This window comes from Photobacterium gaetbulicola, from assembly GCF_003025515.1.
GTDB lineage: Bacteria > Pseudomonadota > Gammaproteobacteria > Enterobacterales > Vibrionaceae > Photobacterium > Photobacterium gaetbulicola.
Genome location: NZ_PYME01000003.1, coordinates 216,063 through 232,358, shown reverse-complemented (window position 1 = coordinate 232,358; position 16,296 = coordinate 216,063). Strand labels below are relative to the sequence as shown.

Annotated in this window: 16 protein-coding genes and 1 pseudogene; 10 read left to right on the top strand and 7 right to left on the bottom strand. The window is 52.8% G+C overall.

What is annotated here, in order from left to right:
- Positions 1-68: 68 nt before the first annotated feature.
- On the bottom strand, positions 69-635 hold the full coding sequence (locus C9J03_RS03830; RefSeq protein WP_044621764.1) for a TetR/AcrR family transcriptional regulator: 567 nt from the start codon (positions 633-635) through the stop codon (positions 69-71).
- Positions 636-744: 109 nt separating this feature from the next.
- Between C9J03_RS03830 and C9J03_RS03825 the strand changes: the two genes are divergently transcribed.
- The 3 genes from C9J03_RS03825 to C9J03_RS03815 all read left to right on the top strand — a co-directional run bounded on the left by C9J03_RS03825 (position 745) and on the right by C9J03_RS03815 (position 3,888).
- On the top strand, positions 745-1,278 hold the full coding sequence (locus C9J03_RS03825; protein ID WP_044621763.1) for a dihydrofolate reductase family protein: 534 nt from the start codon (positions 745-747) through the stop codon (positions 1,276-1,278).
- 236 nt (positions 1,279-1,514) lie between these two features.
- Entirely contained in the window at positions 1,515-2,819 is a 1,305-nt protein-coding gene (locus C9J03_RS03820; RefSeq protein WP_044621762.1) for a serine hydrolase domain-containing protein, read from the top strand.
- 178 nt (positions 2,820-2,997) lie between these two features.
- Complete coding sequence (locus C9J03_RS03815) at positions 2,998-3,888, top strand: LysR family transcriptional regulator (protein WP_044621761.1); 891 nt, start codon at positions 2,998-3,000, stop codon at positions 3,886-3,888.
- An 88-nt stretch (positions 3,889-3,976) separates the two neighbouring features.
- Here C9J03_RS03815 and hxpB read toward each other — a convergent pair whose 3' ends face one another.
- On the bottom strand, positions 3,977-4,651 hold the full coding sequence (gene hxpB, locus C9J03_RS03810) for a hexitol phosphatase HxpB (protein ID WP_044621760.1): 675 nt from the start codon (positions 4,649-4,651) through the stop codon (positions 3,977-3,979).
- 200 nt (positions 4,652-4,851) lie between these two features.
- On the opposite strand from hxpB, the gene C9J03_RS03805 reads away from it, so the two are divergent.
- A complete protein-coding gene (locus C9J03_RS03805) occupies positions 4,852-5,634 on the top strand; it encodes a hydratase (RefSeq protein WP_044621759.1) in 783 nt (260 codons plus the stop codon).
- A gap of 66 nt (positions 5,635-5,700) precedes the next feature.
- On the opposite strand, the pseudogene C9J03_RS03800 reads toward C9J03_RS03805, so the two are convergent.
- Positions 5,701-6,582 (bottom strand): annotated as a pseudogene (locus C9J03_RS03800) (PTS fructose transporter subunit IIC); the annotation flags it as partial.
- Here C9J03_RS03800 and C9J03_RS26990 point away from each other — a divergent pair.
- Entirely contained in the window at positions 6,572-6,736 is a 165-nt protein-coding gene (locus C9J03_RS26990; RefSeq protein ID WP_338064686.1) for a substrate-binding domain-containing protein, read from the top strand. The pseudogene C9J03_RS03800 and the gene C9J03_RS26990 sit on opposite strands and share 11 nt — an antisense overlap.
- Before the next feature lie 287 nt (positions 6,737-7,023).
- On the opposite strand, the gene C9J03_RS03795 is transcribed toward C9J03_RS26990, so the two are convergent.
- The 3 genes from C9J03_RS03795 to C9J03_RS03785 all read right to left on the bottom strand — a co-directional run bounded on the left by C9J03_RS03795 (position 7,024) and on the right by C9J03_RS03785 (position 10,348).
- Positions 7,024-8,130, bottom strand: coding sequence for an alkene reductase (locus C9J03_RS03795; RefSeq protein WP_044621758.1), 1,107 nt, complete (start codon positions 8,128-8,130; stop codon positions 7,024-7,026).
- Positions 8,131-8,150: 20 nt separating this feature from the next.
- Entirely contained in the window at positions 8,151-9,269 is a 1,119-nt protein-coding gene (locus C9J03_RS03790) for an alkene reductase (protein ID WP_044621757.1), read from the bottom strand.
- A 113-nt stretch (positions 9,270-9,382) separates the two neighbouring features.
- Complete coding sequence (locus C9J03_RS03785; RefSeq protein WP_044621756.1) at positions 9,383-10,348, bottom strand: GlxA family transcriptional regulator; 966 nt, start codon at positions 10,346-10,348, stop codon at positions 9,383-9,385.
- Between the two features lie 141 nt (positions 10,349-10,489).
- On the opposite strand from C9J03_RS03785, the gene C9J03_RS03780 reads away from it, so the two are divergent.
- Complete coding sequence (locus tag C9J03_RS03780) at positions 10,490-11,008, top strand: cysteine hydrolase family protein (RefSeq protein WP_044621755.1); 519 nt, start codon at positions 10,490-10,492, stop codon at positions 11,006-11,008.
- Positions 11,009-11,149: 141 nt separating this feature from the next.
- On the opposite strand, the gene C9J03_RS03775 is transcribed toward C9J03_RS03780, so the two are convergent.
- Positions 11,150-12,031, bottom strand: coding sequence for a LysR family transcriptional regulator (locus C9J03_RS03775; RefSeq protein ID WP_044621754.1), 882 nt, complete (start codon positions 12,029-12,031; stop codon positions 11,150-11,152).
- Between the two features lie 231 nt (positions 12,032-12,262).
- Between C9J03_RS03775 and C9J03_RS03770 the strand changes: the two genes are divergently transcribed.
- The 4 genes from C9J03_RS03770 (at position 12,263) to C9J03_RS03760 (ending at position 16,290) form a co-directional block, all read left to right on the top strand.
- A complete protein-coding gene (locus C9J03_RS03770) occupies positions 12,263-13,480 on the top strand; it encodes an MFS transporter (protein WP_044621753.1) in 1,218 nt (405 codons plus the stop codon).
- A 255-nt stretch (positions 13,481-13,735) separates the two neighbouring features.
- On the top strand, positions 13,736-13,882 hold the full coding sequence (locus C9J03_RS26620; protein WP_162845544.1) for a hypothetical protein: 147 nt from the start codon (positions 13,736-13,738) through the stop codon (positions 13,880-13,882).
- Positions 13,883-13,884: 2 nt separating this feature from the next.
- Positions 13,885-14,820 (top strand): DMT family transporter, encoded by a 936-nt coding sequence (locus C9J03_RS03765; protein WP_044621752.1) that lies wholly within the window; start codon positions 13,885-13,887, stop codon positions 14,818-14,820.
- Between the two features lie 9 nt (positions 14,821-14,829).
- Complete coding sequence (locus C9J03_RS03760) at positions 14,830-16,290, top strand: sodium:solute symporter family protein (protein ID WP_044621751.1); 1,461 nt, start codon at positions 14,830-14,832, stop codon at positions 16,288-16,290.
- Positions 16,291-16,296 lie beyond the last annotated feature (6 nt).

Here is a 16,296-nt window from a genome sequence, read left to right as displayed (position 1 = left end):
GCAGTAACCAAGGCAGCCAAATGGCTGCCTTTTTAATACGAGAAAAAGCCAGTCGACCGGAAGCATGATCAAGGCTTGGCCATCTGCTGCAACGCCTGCATATAAAAGCTCAGTGGCCCCACCATCATATCCACCTTGAGTGCATCGCCTGCCTGGCAGCTCATCGCCAAGGCATAACCGTGCAAATAGTCCGCCAGCATAGACAAGGCATTGTTACGCAGCTCTTCATCTAGCGATAAACCTGCTGTCGCCAAATCAAAACGCTCGGTGAACACCGTCGCCGGGCCATGGGCGGTCATCCCCAGTAAGGTTTCCAACAATCCCGGATATTGCGCCAGCAGGTTGAGGTAGCTCTCGCATAGCTTGGCCAGTTCATGTTGCCAGTCACCGGATAGCTTTGGAGTATAGATCTTTGCCACCAGCGAGACAGTCACCGCTTCCAGTAGCGCCTGCTTGTTGGTGAAATAGTAATAAATCGCCATCGGATCGACTTCTAGGCTGGCAGCCAGCTTGCGGATACTGGGGATCTTGCCGTCTTTTGCCATCAAAGTGTTAGCACATTCGATGATCCGTTCTTTGCTCAAAACCGGCGCTGATGTCGACGGCCGTCCCCGTTTTTTTCCCTTGACAGTCATTCTCAGATCTCTTTAAACTTCACGTTATTCTACATTGTAGAATATTATAACCGAAACCCTAACGGCTATCTAGGCCGCATCATTTTCAACCTCATACCAGGAGATCACCATGGCAAATATTGTCTACATCGCAACCAGTCTCGATGGCTACATCGCCGATAAGAACGGCAATTTGGATTGGCTCCACAGTATTCCTAACCCTGAGGGTAATGACTTTGGTTTTCATGACTTTATGAACCGGGTGGATGCGTTGGTGATGGGGCGAAATACCTTCGAGACAGTGTGTGCTTTTGACTGCGAGTGGCCATACAGCAAGCCGGTTTTTGTCATCAGCAACAGCCTAAAGACCATTCCCGAGGGCTACCAAGACAAAGCATTTTTGGTCAGCGGCGAGCTGAACAACATCCTGGCAGATCTCAATGCGAAGGGATTCAACGAACTGTACATCGATGGCGGGATCACCATTCAAAACTTCCTGGCCCAAGATCTGATCGACGAGATGATCATTACGACTTTTCCCCTTGTGCTGGGTGGAGGCAGCTCACTGTTTGGCGAATTACCTTCCCCACTCACGTTTGAGCTTAAGAGCAGCGAGATCCTGCTTAATGCCATGGTCAAAAGCCACTACCTGCGACAGCGTTAAGGCTAGCTTTACAAAACAGTTGGGCGTGGCCATGGACCCACGCTCAGCTACTATTCTTCCCCCCCCCTCAAACCCCACTACAAATCAGATCCTTATCGATATTTGCTGGGTTAACCCCCGCATAACTGACATTACATTTAAATGATGGTCGGTAATATCACTCTTAGAAAGGGCTGTTGCTAAGAATAGCCCAACAGATTAGTTCCTACAGAGTGAAACATAAGAAGGTGAATTCCATGAAACAGCGCCTACTAACCAGCCTTATGACAGCTAGCCTGATTGCCGGGCTAGGTACAGCACATGCCGCCGTAATGGACGGATTTCCAGCTTCAGGCGAGACCCAGGTCACCGCCAGTAACTGGACGCTGCCCACCTACAACCAATGGGCATTTCGTAATGTCGGCATCCACCCGTCGGTCATGGTGCCACGCGATGGCGAGACGGTGTCTATCCCTTACAACATGAATGAAACCCTCGAGCAAGCCAGCTTTGAATACCAAGGTGAAAAGGTCACCCTGTTAGAAGCGCTGGCAACTGATCACACTGATGGGTATCTGGTGATCAAAGACGGCCAGATTGTCTACGAGCGCTACTTCGGTGAATTCGGGCCGCGAGATCACCACCTGTGGGCATCCAGCACCAAGTCATTAATCGGGATGGCGGCAGGGATCCTAGCCGAGCAAGGCCAACTGGATACCGAGAAGAAAGTGTCTGCTTACATCCCCGAGCTGAAAAACAGCGCCTTTGCCGAGCGTACCGTTCGCGACGTGCTCAATATGATCACCGCGCTCGATTACAGCGAGGATTACGTCAACATGGAGCCGGGCGCAACCAGCACCGAGTACTTTCGTCGCCTGGGCTTTATTCCCGCTTATGATCTGATGGCGCTCAACCCGGCCAAAGACGATACCCCAAGGGGGATCCAGGCATTCCTGCCGAGTATCGTGCAAAACCCAGAGCTACCCCCGCGCCACAAATTCGAGTACCACTCACCGAATGTCGATGTCATCGGCTGGATCATCGAGCGCCAGAGCGGCCAGCCGTTGCAGACCTATATTGCAGAGAATATCTGGGGCAAGCTTGGTACCGAGCACGATGCCTTCTTCATCACCGATATCGCCTACACGCCGGTGGCGACAGGCGGCTTCAACACCACGTTGCGTGACTTTGCCCGCTTCGGCATGGCCATGGCCAACAACGGCCAGTACAACGGCGAGCAGCTCTTCCCGGAGAAATGGGTCAAGGACACCTTTACCCTGAGCGAAGAAGAGCGCCAGCATGTCCGCAAAAGTCAGTACAAAGATACCGGACATGTTACTTACGACGACAAGCTAACCGGTTACAAGAACTTCTGGTGGATCCATGATGAGGAAAAAGGTATCGCCACCGCCCGTGGCGTGTTTGGCCAAACCCTGTACGTCAACCAAGACAAAAACGTGGTGATAGCAACCTTCTCCAGCGCGCCGAGTGCCTCCAATGCCGCACGGGATAGCTACAAGCTGAAACTGGATATCACCCATCAGCTAGCCGAGCAGCTGTAGCATTACCGAGATAATATAACCACTTCACCGCCTGCCCAGACCCGACCGGGGCCGGCGGTTTTTACGTTCACAATCCAATTTCAAAGCAAAACCTAAATCCCATAATCTCTGCTAGGCGCTTGAAAAACATGAGCTCTGGATTTAGCTTCAATAACAAACGCCTTCGCCGGAACTCGCTATGTTTACCCTCGAACAAATCTCAGCTTTCACCGCTGTTTACCAACACGGCTCATACAGTGCCGCCGCCAGGGTACTGGACAAGGACCGGACCACCGTCAGGGAGCATGTGATCAGCCTCGAGGATAACCTCGGGCTACCGCTGTTCACCATTGTCGGGCGCAGCGCCAGACCCACCGAGTTGGCCCACCGGTTATATCCGCGGGCCGAAATTCTCGCCCGCCAGGCACAGGAGTTTACCCTGACCGCACTGGCGGCGTTTGATCAGACACTCACCACCCTCAACATCTATCACGACGTGCTGTTGCCGGCGAGTATGGTGATCCAGATAGAGCGCCAAGCCGCAGAGCATTTCCCGCAGCTCCAACTCAACTGGCTCCACCGTAACCGTGATGAAACCCTCAATGACTTGGTGTCGGGCGAAGCCCAGCTGGCCATCATGCCCCACCGCAACAAGCTGATCCCGGAAAAACAAATTGGGTACCGCAGCCTCGGCATGCTGCCGCTATCTATTTATGTCGGCCAACACCACCCCTTGGCAACACAACCCGAGGTGGCGATAAAAGATCTCCAACTCAACAAGCAATACATCAGTGAAAACCATTTGCGGGCAGGGATCGACATGATGAAAATCTCGCCTCACCAGCACATCATCAGCAACAATGACGTGCTGATTGCACTGCTTAGGCACCAGGGGTGGGCGGTACTGTCGCGGATTTTTGCCGAAGAGTATGTCGAAAAGGGCGACTTGGTAGAACTGACTCTGACCGACGTCGTCAATGCCCACCGCCACGGGCTGACCCTGTATTATCCGACCCAGCTAGAAAGTGATACCACGATAGGCCAGTTCATCGACTGGTTCACCGATTATGCTCGGCAATATATGGGCTGATGCAAAACTAAGCATTAACGCTGGCAGGTTTACGATAAGCTTCAGGCGTGTCCGGCCCAAGCAGTAAACGCGGCCGTCAATAGATGGGCTACCTTGCCATGCTCTCCATTATTTCACCCGTTTTTTTCAGATGATATTCAAGATCCACTAAAGAGGAAAAGGTCCCATTTGCCACGGCAAAACGAGGATCATCAATACTGTCCGGTACAGCAAACGTCGTCATACCTGCCGCTAAGCCTGCAATCATACCTGTCACGCTGTCTTCAATCACCACACACTGGTTAGCAGCAACATCCAATTTTTGAGCTGCTGTCAGATACACGGATGGATGGGGCTTGCCGTATTCTTCATTGTCTGCACTGCAAACCACCGTAAAATATTTGCGGATATTCAGGGTATCAAGCACCGCCTCAATTATCGGCCTGCTCGATGAGGTTGCCAGCGCAATTTTCACCCCGGCACCCTGCAGCGTTTGTAGTAGTGATACAACCCCTAACTTCGGCTCTCCATGCTGGCGAATAAGTGCAACAACGGCTTGCATGATACTAACCTGCAGTTCTTCCGATGGTATATCCAGGCTAAAGTGCTGACACCATATTTTGGCAATGTCATCCAATCGGCGGCCCATGGTCAGGCGAATACAATCCTCAGCCGTAGCTGTCACCCCGAAGCCGGCCAATACGTCCACCTGAGCTTGTCGCCAATAAGGTTCGGAGTCAATTAGCACCCCATCCATATCAAAGATGGCTGCGTTTTTTTGCATGGCACTTACCTACTAAATCATTTGATAAGGCATCCTAGAACGGTATCAAACGGCAATAAAGAGAAGAGTTCATGCCTATGGCTTTCCCCCTTTCTACCATCACAGAGTCTTTTTACCGCACCGCCTGCAAAATGGATTTCACTACCCAACCTTAGCAATTCCCTATATTATTTAGGGATACCTCCAAAAGATAATACAATATGACCACTAAAAACTTCGAACAGGCAGCCACCGAGCTGCTCAGCCGCCGCGTAGCCGGCACCAAAGCGCCTCGCCTTGACGAGCAGCAGCGACCAGCCAACGTCGATGACGCCCTGAAAATCCAATCTTCGATGATTGACCAACACACCGACAAAGTCGGTGGTTGGAAGTACTTACTACCGATTTCAGACGAGCAATTTGTAGTAGCCCCTATCTTTGCCGATACCATTCAAAAAGGAGCAGCTCAGCAAGGTAACAATTGTGCACTGTTCGCCGACAACAATGTCGTTCGCATCGAGCCAGAAATCGCCTTTATCCTGAACAAGGATCTACCAGCGAACCCTGAAGGTTACAGCGAAGCACAAATCAATGATGCAATTGGCCCATGCCACATGGCACTGGAGCTGATGCAGGCACGCTTTGCCGACGACAGCGGTGCCGAGTTCTTCGAGAAACTGGCAGACTGCCTGGTCAACCAAGGGATGTTTATCGGCCCAGAGATCGATCGTGAACAAGCATTCGCAGCAGCCAAGATTGATATCAGCGTGAGCCAAGGTGAGCAAGTACAAACGTTCGCGGGAGAGCACCCGAACTCGCTACCGCAGAACCCAGTGTACTGGCTAATCAACTACATGACCCGCCGTGGCATGCATTTCGCGGCAGGTGAAGCCATTATCACCGGTTCATACTGCGGGATTGTTGAAGTCGGGTTTGATAAACCAACGACCATCAAATACGACGGCATCGGTGAGTACCAGGTGACTTTCCAAGAGAAAGCATAAGACAAAATGCGGGAGCACTAGGCTCCCGCATATCTTGAAAGGTGCTGGCTGGTTTGACAGTAAGTATTAACTTACCTGAAGCTCACCCGCTTGTGACTTTACCAAGCGGTATTTCTTCAGGGTTACCGTGATCAGGCAGGTCACGACAGCACCGACGATCATACACATTACAGCGATAACCGGCTTGTTCATCGCACCCAACAGCGCCACAATCGGGCCACCGTGGGCAACGGTGTTGGTAATGCCGAACAGGAAGGCCATCACACAGGCCACCATACTACCAATGACATTGGCTGGGATAACGGTCAGTGGGTCACGGACGGCAAACGGGATAGCTCCCTCACCGATACCGACAAAGCCCATCGCCCCTGCCGCCTTACCCGCTTCGATTTCAGTTTGGTCAAACAGCCCCATCTTGCGGCCGATAACAGTAGACATCCACATCGCCAACGGCGGGACCGGGAAGGCACAAGCCAAGGCACCCATAAATTGGGTCTGGCCACTAGCAATCATGCCGACACCGAACAAGAAAGCCACCTTGTTGACCGGGCCCCCCATATCAAAGCCGGACATCGCACCGAGGATCATTCCTAAGATAATGATGTTACCGCCGCTCATGTTCACCAGCATGGCATTCATCGAGTCGATCATTCCCGCCACCGGCGCACCGATAAGGGTAATGAAAATCACCGCGATGAAGAATGTCCCGGATAATGGCGCAATAATAATCGGCACCAGCGGCTGCATCACTTTTGGGTAATTCAGGCTAGTGACCCAGCGGATGAAATACCCCACCAGCAAGCCGGCAATAATGGCACCAATAAAGCCTGTACCCACTTCCGAACCATAGAACGAGCCGTTGTTGGCAATCCAGCCGCCAATAAGGCCCGGGGCCAAGGCAGGGCGATCACCCACGGCATAGGCAATGTAGCCGGCACTGACAACAATTTCTGTCTCGGCGCGGGAGATCGGCCGCCGTGCCGGCGAAGCACTGCTAGAGCGTATCCGCGGCAATACCGACCCCCAAAAGCGGATCATCATCCCGCCGAAACTAGTGATCCGCCAGTCCTGCGGCAGCACGGCTCCCAAAGACAACGGCTAGGGCACGATTCCCGGAACGATGATCAAGTAACGATCCATATATCACCTTGATCATCGTTCCAGTTTTTTTGACCGAATCCACCCAAGATAGCCCTATTCAATGAACACCATCCGCCTTGGCATTATCCACCTTGGGAGCATGAGCTCAAGATGACCATCAGCTAATTCGGTTCAAATACAAAAAAGACCCCAACCATTGGCGATCAATGGTTGGGGCCGTTTCCCATTTATATTCCGTAAAACCTACTCGCAAAAAATTGCGCTGATTTCCGCCCTAACTCGCTACATTTACAGGCTAGATCGGCTGGGCTGGTACTCAGGGTAGTCGATGTAGCCCTTGTCATCACCTCCGTAGAGGGTCAAGCGAGCGTCGGCATCGAACTCGGTAAGCGGCCAGTCATTTTTGAAGCGCTGTACCAAATCCGGATTGGTGACATACGGCGTACCGAAGGCCACCAAGTCGGCATATTGCTTATCAAGCAGTTGCTGGGCTGTTTCCTTGGTCAGCTTGCCCGCTACCATAATAGGGTTCGGGTACACTTCTCGCACTTGCTGGCGGAATGACTCCGGCGCCTCGACATAGCGCGAAATGTTTTCCGAGAAGTGGACATAGGCCAGGTTCATCGGTGCCAGTTTTGCCAACGCTTTAAGCGTCAGCTCAATGATCTCCGGATCTTCTTCGGCATAGCCCTCAATCACGTGCGGTGACACCCGGATAGCGACCTTGTCACTGCCGATTTCTTTGGCAACCGCTTCAACTGTCTCGAGCATAAAGCGCATGCGGTTTTCCTGGCTACCACCATACTGATCTGTGCGCTGGTTACTTGCCATACGCATAAACTGGTCAATCAGGTAACCGTGGGCGGCGTGGATCTCAACACCATCAAAGCCCGCTTCCATCGCATTTTTGGCTGCCTGGACAAAATCAGCAATGGTGTCTTGGATATCCTGCTCGCCCAAAGCACGTGGCATACCGGTTTCCACCATACCAAAGCCGCCTTCAGGCAATGGGCCAAACACCTGATCGGGTTCTTTTACCGCCGATGCCGATACCGGTTGCTCACCGGCGATGGTTTCGTGGCTGCGGCGGCCTACATGCCAAAGCTGGATAAAAACTTTACTGCCAGCACTGTGTACAGCCTCAGTGACTTTTTTCCAACCGTCGATGTGGGCTTGGGTATAGATACCCGGCGTCATCGAATAACCACGGCCAACCGCAGAGATTGGCGCGCCTTCGGTGATAATCAAACCAGCATTGGCACGCTGCTTGTAGTAGGTTGCCATCATATCGTTTGGCACATCACCCGGCTGCGAGGTACGCGAACGGGTCATTGGCGCCATAGCAATACGGTTTTCGAACGACTGCTGGCCGTAATTAAATGATTCAAATAGCATTGTTTCTCTCCAGCTAAAACTTAAACACACTCTGGGCTGGTTTCAGCCTGGTAAGTTGGGTAATCGATCAAACCTTTTTCAGCCCCGCCAAACAGGGTCTCTGGGTCATGCGCGGCCAGTGGGTAACCGTTTTCAATCCGGGCAGGCAGATCCGGGTTGGCCACAAAGGGACGGCCAAAGCCAATCATGTCTGCCAAACCTTCGCCAATGGCTTGCCCGGCTTTGTCGCCATCGTAGCGGCCAGCGTAAATCAGTACGCCTTGGTAAGCTTCACGCAGCGCCTGCTTGAATGACTTAGGCGTATCTGGCGCGTCATCCCAGTCCACTTCGGCAATATGCAAGTACACAATATTGTGCTTGTTAAGCAGCGCTGCAGCGGCGGTATAGGTCTCTTGCGGGTTGGCATCAACGGTGCCGTTAAGCGTCGTCAAAGGTGCAAGGCGAACACCCACACGGTCAGCTCCAATAGCTTCAACCATGGCGGCAACCACTTCATCCAAAAAGCGCAGGCGGTTTTCCAGACAGCCACCATAGGCATCGGTGCGGCTATTGGCTTCTGAGTCGATAAATTGGTTGATCAGGTAACCGTTGGCAGCATGCAGCTCGATACCATCGAAGCCAGCTTTGATTGCATTGATGGCTGCCTGGCGGTACTGTCCGACAACGTCCTTGATTTCGCCGACAGTCATCTCTCGCGGCTCAACCACATCGACAAAACCCGGAGCATCGGTACCGTTGTCGATAAATACCCTGACGTTTTCTGCCTTGATCGCCGATGAAGAAATAGGCTGCTCGCCACCAATATTGTCAGGATGGGTCACACGGCCGACATGCCATAACTGGGCGAAGATAGCGCCACCTTTGGCATGGACTGCATCGGTAACTTTTTTCCAGCCAGCGATATGCTCCGGGGTATAGATACCCGGTGTCCAGGCATAGCCTTTGGCCATCGATGAAATCTGGGTCCCTTCAGAAACAATCAAGCCGGCACTGGCGCGCTGGGCGTAGTAGGTTGCCATCAAATCATTGGCCACATCGCCCGGTTGGCTGGCGCGTGAGCGTGTCATCGGAGGCATGACAATGCGATTTTTCAGGGTAAGGCGGCCGAGTGTCATCGGCTGGAATAGTGACTTGGTCATAACTGCTGCCCTCTACATTAGAATGGGGGCAGTCTACCAAGTGGTGAGCTTTTCATTGATAGCAAGAATGACAATTAACTTTTGTAGAAAATGAAATAATCAACACGGCCTATTTAAGCTGTACGATTGGCCACAAAGCGTTTCCTGAATTCGCCAGGGCTCAGCCCCATCACCTTGATAAACACCTTGCGGCATGCACCGACATCCTCATAACCGATCTGGCGGGCAATGGACTCGAAAGGTTCAGTGGTTGTTTCCAGCAGTTCGCAGGCCTTCTGTACCCGCAGGCGCTGGAGGTACTCGGTGGGTTTGAAACCGGTCGCTTTGACAAAACGCCGCAGCAAAGTGCGTTCGGTCAGGTTGGCCCTGCGCGCCAGACCTGCAATACTCTGGGTCTGGCTGTAACGTTTATTTAGCTCGTGCTGCAGCGCGACAATGGTTGTGTCCCCATGCAGGTAACTAGGGGCAAACTGCTGGTAATAGCGCTGTTCGCGGGCGCCGGTATCGACCACTAGCATTTTGCCCACCAACCGCATCAGTGCCGGCGAACCCAGCTGCGAGACGACCTCCAGCCCCAGGTCAAGCCACGACATCATCCCTCCGGCGGTGATCACATCGCCCTGGTTGACAAGGATCTTATCCGTCGCCATTTGTAACTCCGGGAACTGCTGGTGCAATGCCTGCGCCAGCCCCCAATGGGTTGTTACCGGCTTACCTGTCAGCAGTCCGGTTCGGGCCAAAATAAATGCCCCGGCGCAGGCGGATGCCAAAATACTGCCCTGTTGGTGCTGCTTACCCAGCCATTCAATTAACGCTTGTGGCGGCGTGAGGTAATCATCGCCAAGCTGGCTCGGCGGCAATATCACAACCGCATAGCCTGCGTCCTTGTTATCCGAGGGGGCCTGATCAGGCATGCTTGGCGTATCAAAGGCTACTACCTCAGCCTTGAAGGCCACATCTATCCCCTGCTCTATACTGGCATGATTTGCCATGGCAAATAGCTCCTCCAGACCGTATACCGCCGAGCGTAGGCTGTTGGGGTACTGAACGATGGCGATAGAAATAACATCAGAATTCATGGGGAAAGGCTCTTTGTCAGTTTTAACCTGTTTTATGTCATTTTAGTCACTGAGAAACACACAGATCAATCCCTATACTGGCTCCATATTCATTGTTTAACCCCTTGTTTAGACATCACAGTTCGCAACCGGAGTCCGACTATGTCAAAGAAAGCGCTACTTGTAATCGACCTACAGAATGACTATTTCCCAGGCGGTAAATTCCCGCTGTGGAATACCGAGCAAACCCTCGCCAATATCAAAACAGTTATTGCAAAAGCCAACCAGCAAAACATCCCGGTGATCCATATCCAGCACCTCGCTGATCCGGCAATGGGCCTGGCACCTTTTTTTAATGAAGGCACCCAAGGTGCCGAGATCCACCCGGAGATCCTGGCAGCAGCCCCACAAGGTGAAGTGGTGATCAAACATTTTGCCGATAGCTTCGAGCAGACCAACCTTGAGCAGGTACTGAGCTGCCAAGGTGTCGATGAGTTGCTGGTCTGCGGCATGATGACCCAGAACTGCGTGACCCACACCGCTATCTCCAAAGCCGCAGAGAAGTACAAAGTTTCAATGCTGATGGACTGCTGTACCACAGTCGATGAGATGATCCACAACATCGCCTTACATGCGGTCTCGACCCGAGTTGAGCTGGTGACCAGTGAGCAGATGTTATAAAGACTCAGGGCTCAGGGCTCAGGGCTTCGCACCTATGCCCGAGTCAACGGCTTGGATGACGATGAAAATGGCGCTCCCCTAAAAAAATGATTGAGGATGTTTTCAACCACTATCCGTTCTAGGTGTGGATTGGGTATAAGTCTACAACGCCAGCTGCGGCTGGATGAAATCAATGAAGGCCGAGATCCGCCTTGCAACCGAGGATGACTTATAAAATACGGCATTAACCTGCTCGCGGCCGGTATTGGCTAGCTTCTCCGATTCCAGCAAAGAGACCAAGCGCCCCTCCGCCAAATCTTTGTTGACCATAAAGCCCGACAGGCATGAGATACCATTGCCCGCCAGCACCAGCTGGCGGACGGTTTCGCCGTTGCTCGAGATCATTGAAGGCGTGATGCTATCCAACCCTTTGAGCGGCCAGCGATTGAGGATCTTGGCCCCGGCAAAACCGATCAAGTCATGCTGGCCAAGTTCATTGACCTGCTTGGGGATCCCGCGCTTGGCCAGGTATTCCGGCGCAGCAACGATATACAGCGGGCTCCTGCCGAGTGGCCGGGCATGCAAGGTGGAATCCTCCAGCTTGCCGATGCGGATCGCCACATCAGTGCGCTTTTCCAGCAAATCAACAAAGCCTTCATTGGACGTCAGCTCCAGCTCGATTTCCGGATATGCCTCCTTGAAAGGCTGGATCAACGGGATCAGCTGGTGGAACACAAACGGGCTGGCCGCATCGACCCTTAGCCTTCCTTTGGGCAACTCACCGCGCTGCATGATGTCTTCCTCGGCTTGCTGGATATGCTGCAAGCCCACCCTCACCGTCTCGATGAACTGCCGCCCTTCATCGGTCAGCTCTACCCTACGGGTAGTACGATTGAGAATAGACACACCGAGCTGTTTCTCGACCTTGCTCACCGCCCGGGAGACCCTTGCGACCTGGATATCCAGCGCCTCGGCCGCCGCAGAAAAGCCGCCGCTATCGACCACGGTCAGTAAAATTTCCAAATCATCAGAGCGCGTTAGCATGACCCCTTTCCTTCCAACATTTGTTATCACCTTCGCATTTTTTCATTTATAGCAAAAATCATTTGTAAAAGGTGCTGTTTTTGGAAATAGCGTTTTTTTGAATAATGCCTGCCAACAGAGAGAGTGCCGCGAAGGGTTAGCGATAAAGCTGAAAACCTTGAGACCTTAAAACCTTGAGACCTTAAACAAGGTCGTAGCGGCGGTTTGATTACATCAATAGAGAGAAAGACTATGCCTTTAGCACTATTGGCATTGACGCTAAGCGCCTTTGCTATCGGAACCACAGAATTCGTCATCGTGGGCTTGATCCCAACCATGGCAGCCGACCTCAATGTGTCACTACCTTCTGCCGGCCTGCTGGTGAGTTTATATGCCCTGGGTGTCGCCGTTGGCGCCCCGGTACTGACTGCCCTGACCGGCAAATGGAACCGCAAGGTGGTTCTGTTATCGGTCATGAGCCTGTTCGTTGCCGGTAACTTACTGGCATGGCAGGCCCCGGGTTATAACACCCTGGTCTTGGCACGTATCCTAACAGGCCTGGCCCACGGGGTGTTCTTCTCCATTGGCTCGACCATCGCCACCGGGCTGGTATCGAAAGAAAAAGCCGCCAGTGCCATAGCGATCATGTTTACCGGCCTGACGGTGGCCCTGGTAACCGGTGTCCCATTGGGTACCTATATCGGCCAGACTTTTGGCTGGCAGGCAACCTTCTTAATTGTTGCCCTGCTTGGCCTAATTGCCCTGATTGGCAGTGCATTATTGGTCCCTGGCAACCTCAAGCAGCCACCAGCGGCCAAGCTATCGTCGCAACTTAAAGTATTGACCCAGCCTCGCCTGCTGCTGGTATATGCCATCACAGCACTCGGCTATGGCAGTACTTTCACCGCCTTTACCTATTTGGCACCTATTTTGGAAGATGTGTCTGGTTTCAACGCCGGTGCCATTGGCCTGATCATGCTGGTATACGGGGTATCTGTGGCTATCGGTAATATCTGGGGCGGTAAAATGGCCGACAAGATGGGCCCAATCAAAGCCCTGACCATTATTTTCACCGGCCTAGCGGCAGTCTTACTGGTATTCAGTGTGACCGCGTACAACCCGATTGCTGCTGTCGCAACCATTTTGGTTTGGGGAGCATTTGCCTTCGGTAACGTACCGGGCCTGCAGGTTTACGTAGTCAAACTGGCAGAGAAAGTCAGCCCGGATGCAGTCGATGTCGCCTCTGGCCTTAACATCGCGGCCTTCAACATCGGTATTGCCTTGGGTTCATGGGGCGGTGGCCACATTGTCGCCCAAGCTGGCCTGATGCATACCCCTTGGGCCGGTGCTGCGATTGTGATTGTTGCCTTGCTGCTAACCCGCTTGAGTGGCCATCTGGATCGTAAAACGCTAAGCCGCGACGCTAAGCAAACCAACAAGGTGGTAGCGGATACCACGCAAGTGGTTTAACAATCACAGCTATACACCAGAAAGCCTGGCGGCCGCACCGTCGGGCTTTTTCTCGTTCTCGTTTTGCACGCATGAGCCCCATTAAATTGAGTTGTTTCCAACCAAAATCACATCCGGCTACCTAGGGCAGCAATCAGCAATTTTACAGCAGGTTTTCACTGGTTTATTCCCTTCCAAACGCCACTATATTGAGTAATCAGAATATATCAGCTGGCGATATATCGAGTTCATCCACATCAACTGAAGGGGAAGCTCATGCTTACGGGTTATTGGTCCATTGATGCCTTTATTATTGCGATGGCGACACTATGCGCCCTAGTCGCAACAATTTTCGGCTACCTCGAGTGGACCGGGGGAGGGCACTTAACCCCGCCGAACTGCAAGCATGACACCAAGGAGTGAAAATGAATACCAAGACGTTAGGATATAGCACCATGATCGTCTCTGCGACGCTGATGGGGTTTGTCGGCTTATTTGCCCGCAACATCAATACCTCCGGTGATGTCATAGCCTTTACTCGCATGACTGTCGGGGCTATCTGTATTTTGGCTATCCTTTTATACCAACGGAAGGTTCCTCTGCTTTCCTCAACCAAACTCACCCCGAGCGTCATCGCCAGCGGCGCCTGTCTGGGGCTCTGCCTTGCCGCCTATGTCTCAGCAACCCAGTATACCACCTTGGCCAATGCCGTATTCCTGATCTACTCCGGCCCGGTTTTTTCTACCATTCTTGCCGCTATCTTTCTCAAAGAACGCATTTCACGGCTCACAGCCATGCTCCTGAGTGCGGTGTTCCTCGGTTGCCTGTTTGTCATTGGCATCATCAGCTACGACAGTCAGTCCGGCCTAGTCATTACCTTGTCCTTTTCGAGAGAGACCTTCATTGGTGACATGCTTGGACTTGCCTCTGGCGTCGGCTATGGTCTGTACCTGTTCCTCAGCCGTTATCGCTCGGATGTCAGCTCAGATGTCCGTTCGTTCTTCAACTTCCTATTTGGTGCTGTCGCCATCGGTATCTACTTCATTATCAGCCCGCCATCATTGGCAGAAATGGATACTTCCTCGTGGATCTGGTTGCTGGCGATGGGATTCTTTATCGGCTTTGGCGCCCTATCCCTGCTCACCATTGCCGCCAAACACCTGAAAGCGGCAGAGCTGGCGTGTGTGTCCTATTTAGAAACCGTGGTTGGTGCAGGGATCGGGATCTTACTGTTCAGCGAATCGCTGACCCTATTGCAAGCCATCGGGGGGATCCTGGTGATTGGAGGCGGTATGGGAGAAGTGGTTATCGGCATGCGGAAGAAGCATCAGCTACCTAAGCAAGCGCAATTTGAACACTAGGAGGCGGACATGAACGCCTGGCTAAACTGGAGTCTTTTGCTCATCACCGTTATCGTGATGGCCGGGCTCGCACTCTACAGCGATAAAATTGTCCGCAAAGGTAACAGTGAAGGCGGCTTCTTACTAGCCGCCAACACCCTTGGCCCTTTCGTGGGAGCGGCAACAATCGTCGCGACCGGCTTTTCCGGCTGGGGCTTTATGGGTTCGCCGGGTGTTGCCTACAAATACGGCGCCATCGAGCTACTGGGGAATTTTTTCTTCGCGCCAGCAATGGTATTCGCGGTCTTATTCTGTGCCCGGTTCCTACACCAACGCGCCAGCAAAATAGGTAGCTTGACCATTCCAGAGTACATCGCCTCCAGCCACGATGGTCCAGAGCCCGCCAAACGGCTCACCCAAGCGATCACCGCCATTATCACCGTATTGCTATTACTGGTATTCCTCATTGGGCAAATCAAAGCGCTGGGGCTTCTCGCAGGGCAATGGCTCGGGATTGATGTCACCACTGCGTCGTTGCTGATGGTGGCAATCATTATCCTTTACACCTCGATTGGCGGGCTGGCAGCCGTCGCTTTCACCGATTGTTTTATGGTCATCGGTATGTGCGTTTCGGCCTTGATTATTGTGATCACTATTTTTGCAGACCTGTCACCCAGCCAACTGATTGATGGACTCAATGCCCTCGACCCAGCCTTACTTGCCCCCGCAGATTCCGGCCCCTATGGCGGATCCATTTGGCATGTGTTTTTAGTCTTGCCTTATGCATTCATCTACAGCGCCACCCTACCCTATATGTCAATCCGGTTTATGGCGCTGGCCAAAACGACCAAGCTTCACCATGTCGCGGCTTATATGACCCCCATCGCCTGTTTGCTCAGTCTGGTTCCCATTGCAGGGCTGTATGTCAAGCTCAAGGTGCCCAACTTGGCCACACCGGACGAGGCCATGCCGACCTTCCTGCTGCTGTTCTTGTCACCCACAGTTTCAGCTATCGTCACCTTGTTTATCCTGTTCGCCATGAAATCCACCGCGAACTCGGTGTTGCATGCGATAGCTAGCGCGGTTTCCCATGATTTGCGGCAAGCCCTCTGGCCCAACTGCACCCTCAATCACCGCCAACTGCTGCGGCTCAACCGGCTAGCCGTTATCCTGTTGGGCTTGGCCGGGTTCCTGTTGATGCTCGTTGCACCGCCATTCATGTTATCGATGCTGGCGATCCTTGGGTCGGGTACCTTGATGGCAGCGTTAGTGGCACCGACACTGCTAGCCCAGGTAATCGACACCAATATCTACGCAGCACTCGCCTCCATATTGGTTGGCTTCTGCTCTGGCTGCCTGCTATTTTGGCAATTCCAATTGGGGTGGGTAGAGGCACCGCTGTATGCCTCATTGCTTGCCTGCGGGAGTTACTGGTTTGTGTCACTCGTTTCTCAGCGCCACCACCAGGCTCATTTTCTCCGGCTACGGTAGGTATTC

What these genes read in the sequence shown, in the direction of transcription:
- hxpB (WP_044621760.1), bottom strand. Translation starts at nt 4,651, where the DNA reads ATGCAAAAAAACGCAGCCATCTTTGATATGGATGGGGTGCTAATTGAC.
- C9J03_RS03830 (WP_044621764.1), bottom strand. Translation starts at nt 635, where the DNA reads ATGACTGTCAAGGGAAAAAAACGGGGACGGCCGTCGACATCAGCGCCG.
- C9J03_RS03780 (WP_044621755.1), top strand. Translation starts at nt 10,490, where the DNA reads ATGTCAAAGAAAGCGCTACTTGTAATCGACCTACAGAATGACTATTTC.
- C9J03_RS03785 (WP_044621756.1), bottom strand. Translation starts at nt 10,348, where the DNA reads ATGAATTCTGATGTTATTTCTATCGCCATCGTTCAGTACCCCAACAGC.
- C9J03_RS03825 (WP_044621763.1), top strand. Translation starts at nt 745, where the DNA reads ATGGCAAATATTGTCTACATCGCAACCAGTCTCGATGGCTACATCGCC.
- C9J03_RS03765 (WP_044621752.1), top strand. Translation starts at nt 13,885, where the DNA reads ATGAATACCAAGACGTTAGGATATAGCACCATGATCGTCTCTGCGACG.
- C9J03_RS03795 (WP_044621758.1), bottom strand. Translation starts at nt 8,130, where the DNA reads ATGCTATTTGAATCATTTAATTACGGCCAGCAGTCGTTCGAAAACCGT.
- C9J03_RS26620 (WP_162845544.1), top strand. Translation starts at nt 13,736, where the DNA reads ATGCTTACGGGTTATTGGTCCATTGATGCCTTTATTATTGCGATGGCG.
- C9J03_RS03815 (WP_044621761.1), top strand. Translation starts at nt 2,998, where the DNA reads ATGTTTACCCTCGAACAAATCTCAGCTTTCACCGCTGTTTACCAACAC.
- C9J03_RS03790 (WP_044621757.1), bottom strand. Translation starts at nt 9,269, where the DNA reads ATGACCAAGTCACTATTCCAGCCGATGACACTCGGCCGCCTTACCCTG.
- C9J03_RS03775 (WP_044621754.1), bottom strand. Translation starts at nt 12,031, where the DNA reads ATGCTAACGCGCTCTGATGATTTGGAAATTTTACTGACCGTGGTCGAT.
- C9J03_RS03770 (WP_044621753.1), top strand. Translation starts at nt 12,263, where the DNA reads ATGCCTTTAGCACTATTGGCATTGACGCTAAGCGCCTTTGCTATCGGA.
- C9J03_RS03760 (WP_044621751.1), top strand. Translation starts at nt 14,830, where the DNA reads ATGAACGCCTGGCTAAACTGGAGTCTTTTGCTCATCACCGTTATCGTG.
- C9J03_RS03805 (WP_044621759.1), top strand. Translation starts at nt 4,852, where the DNA reads ATGACCACTAAAAACTTCGAACAGGCAGCCACCGAGCTGCTCAGCCGC.
- C9J03_RS03820 (WP_044621762.1), top strand. Translation starts at nt 1,515, where the DNA reads ATGAAACAGCGCCTACTAACCAGCCTTATGACAGCTAGCCTGATTGCC.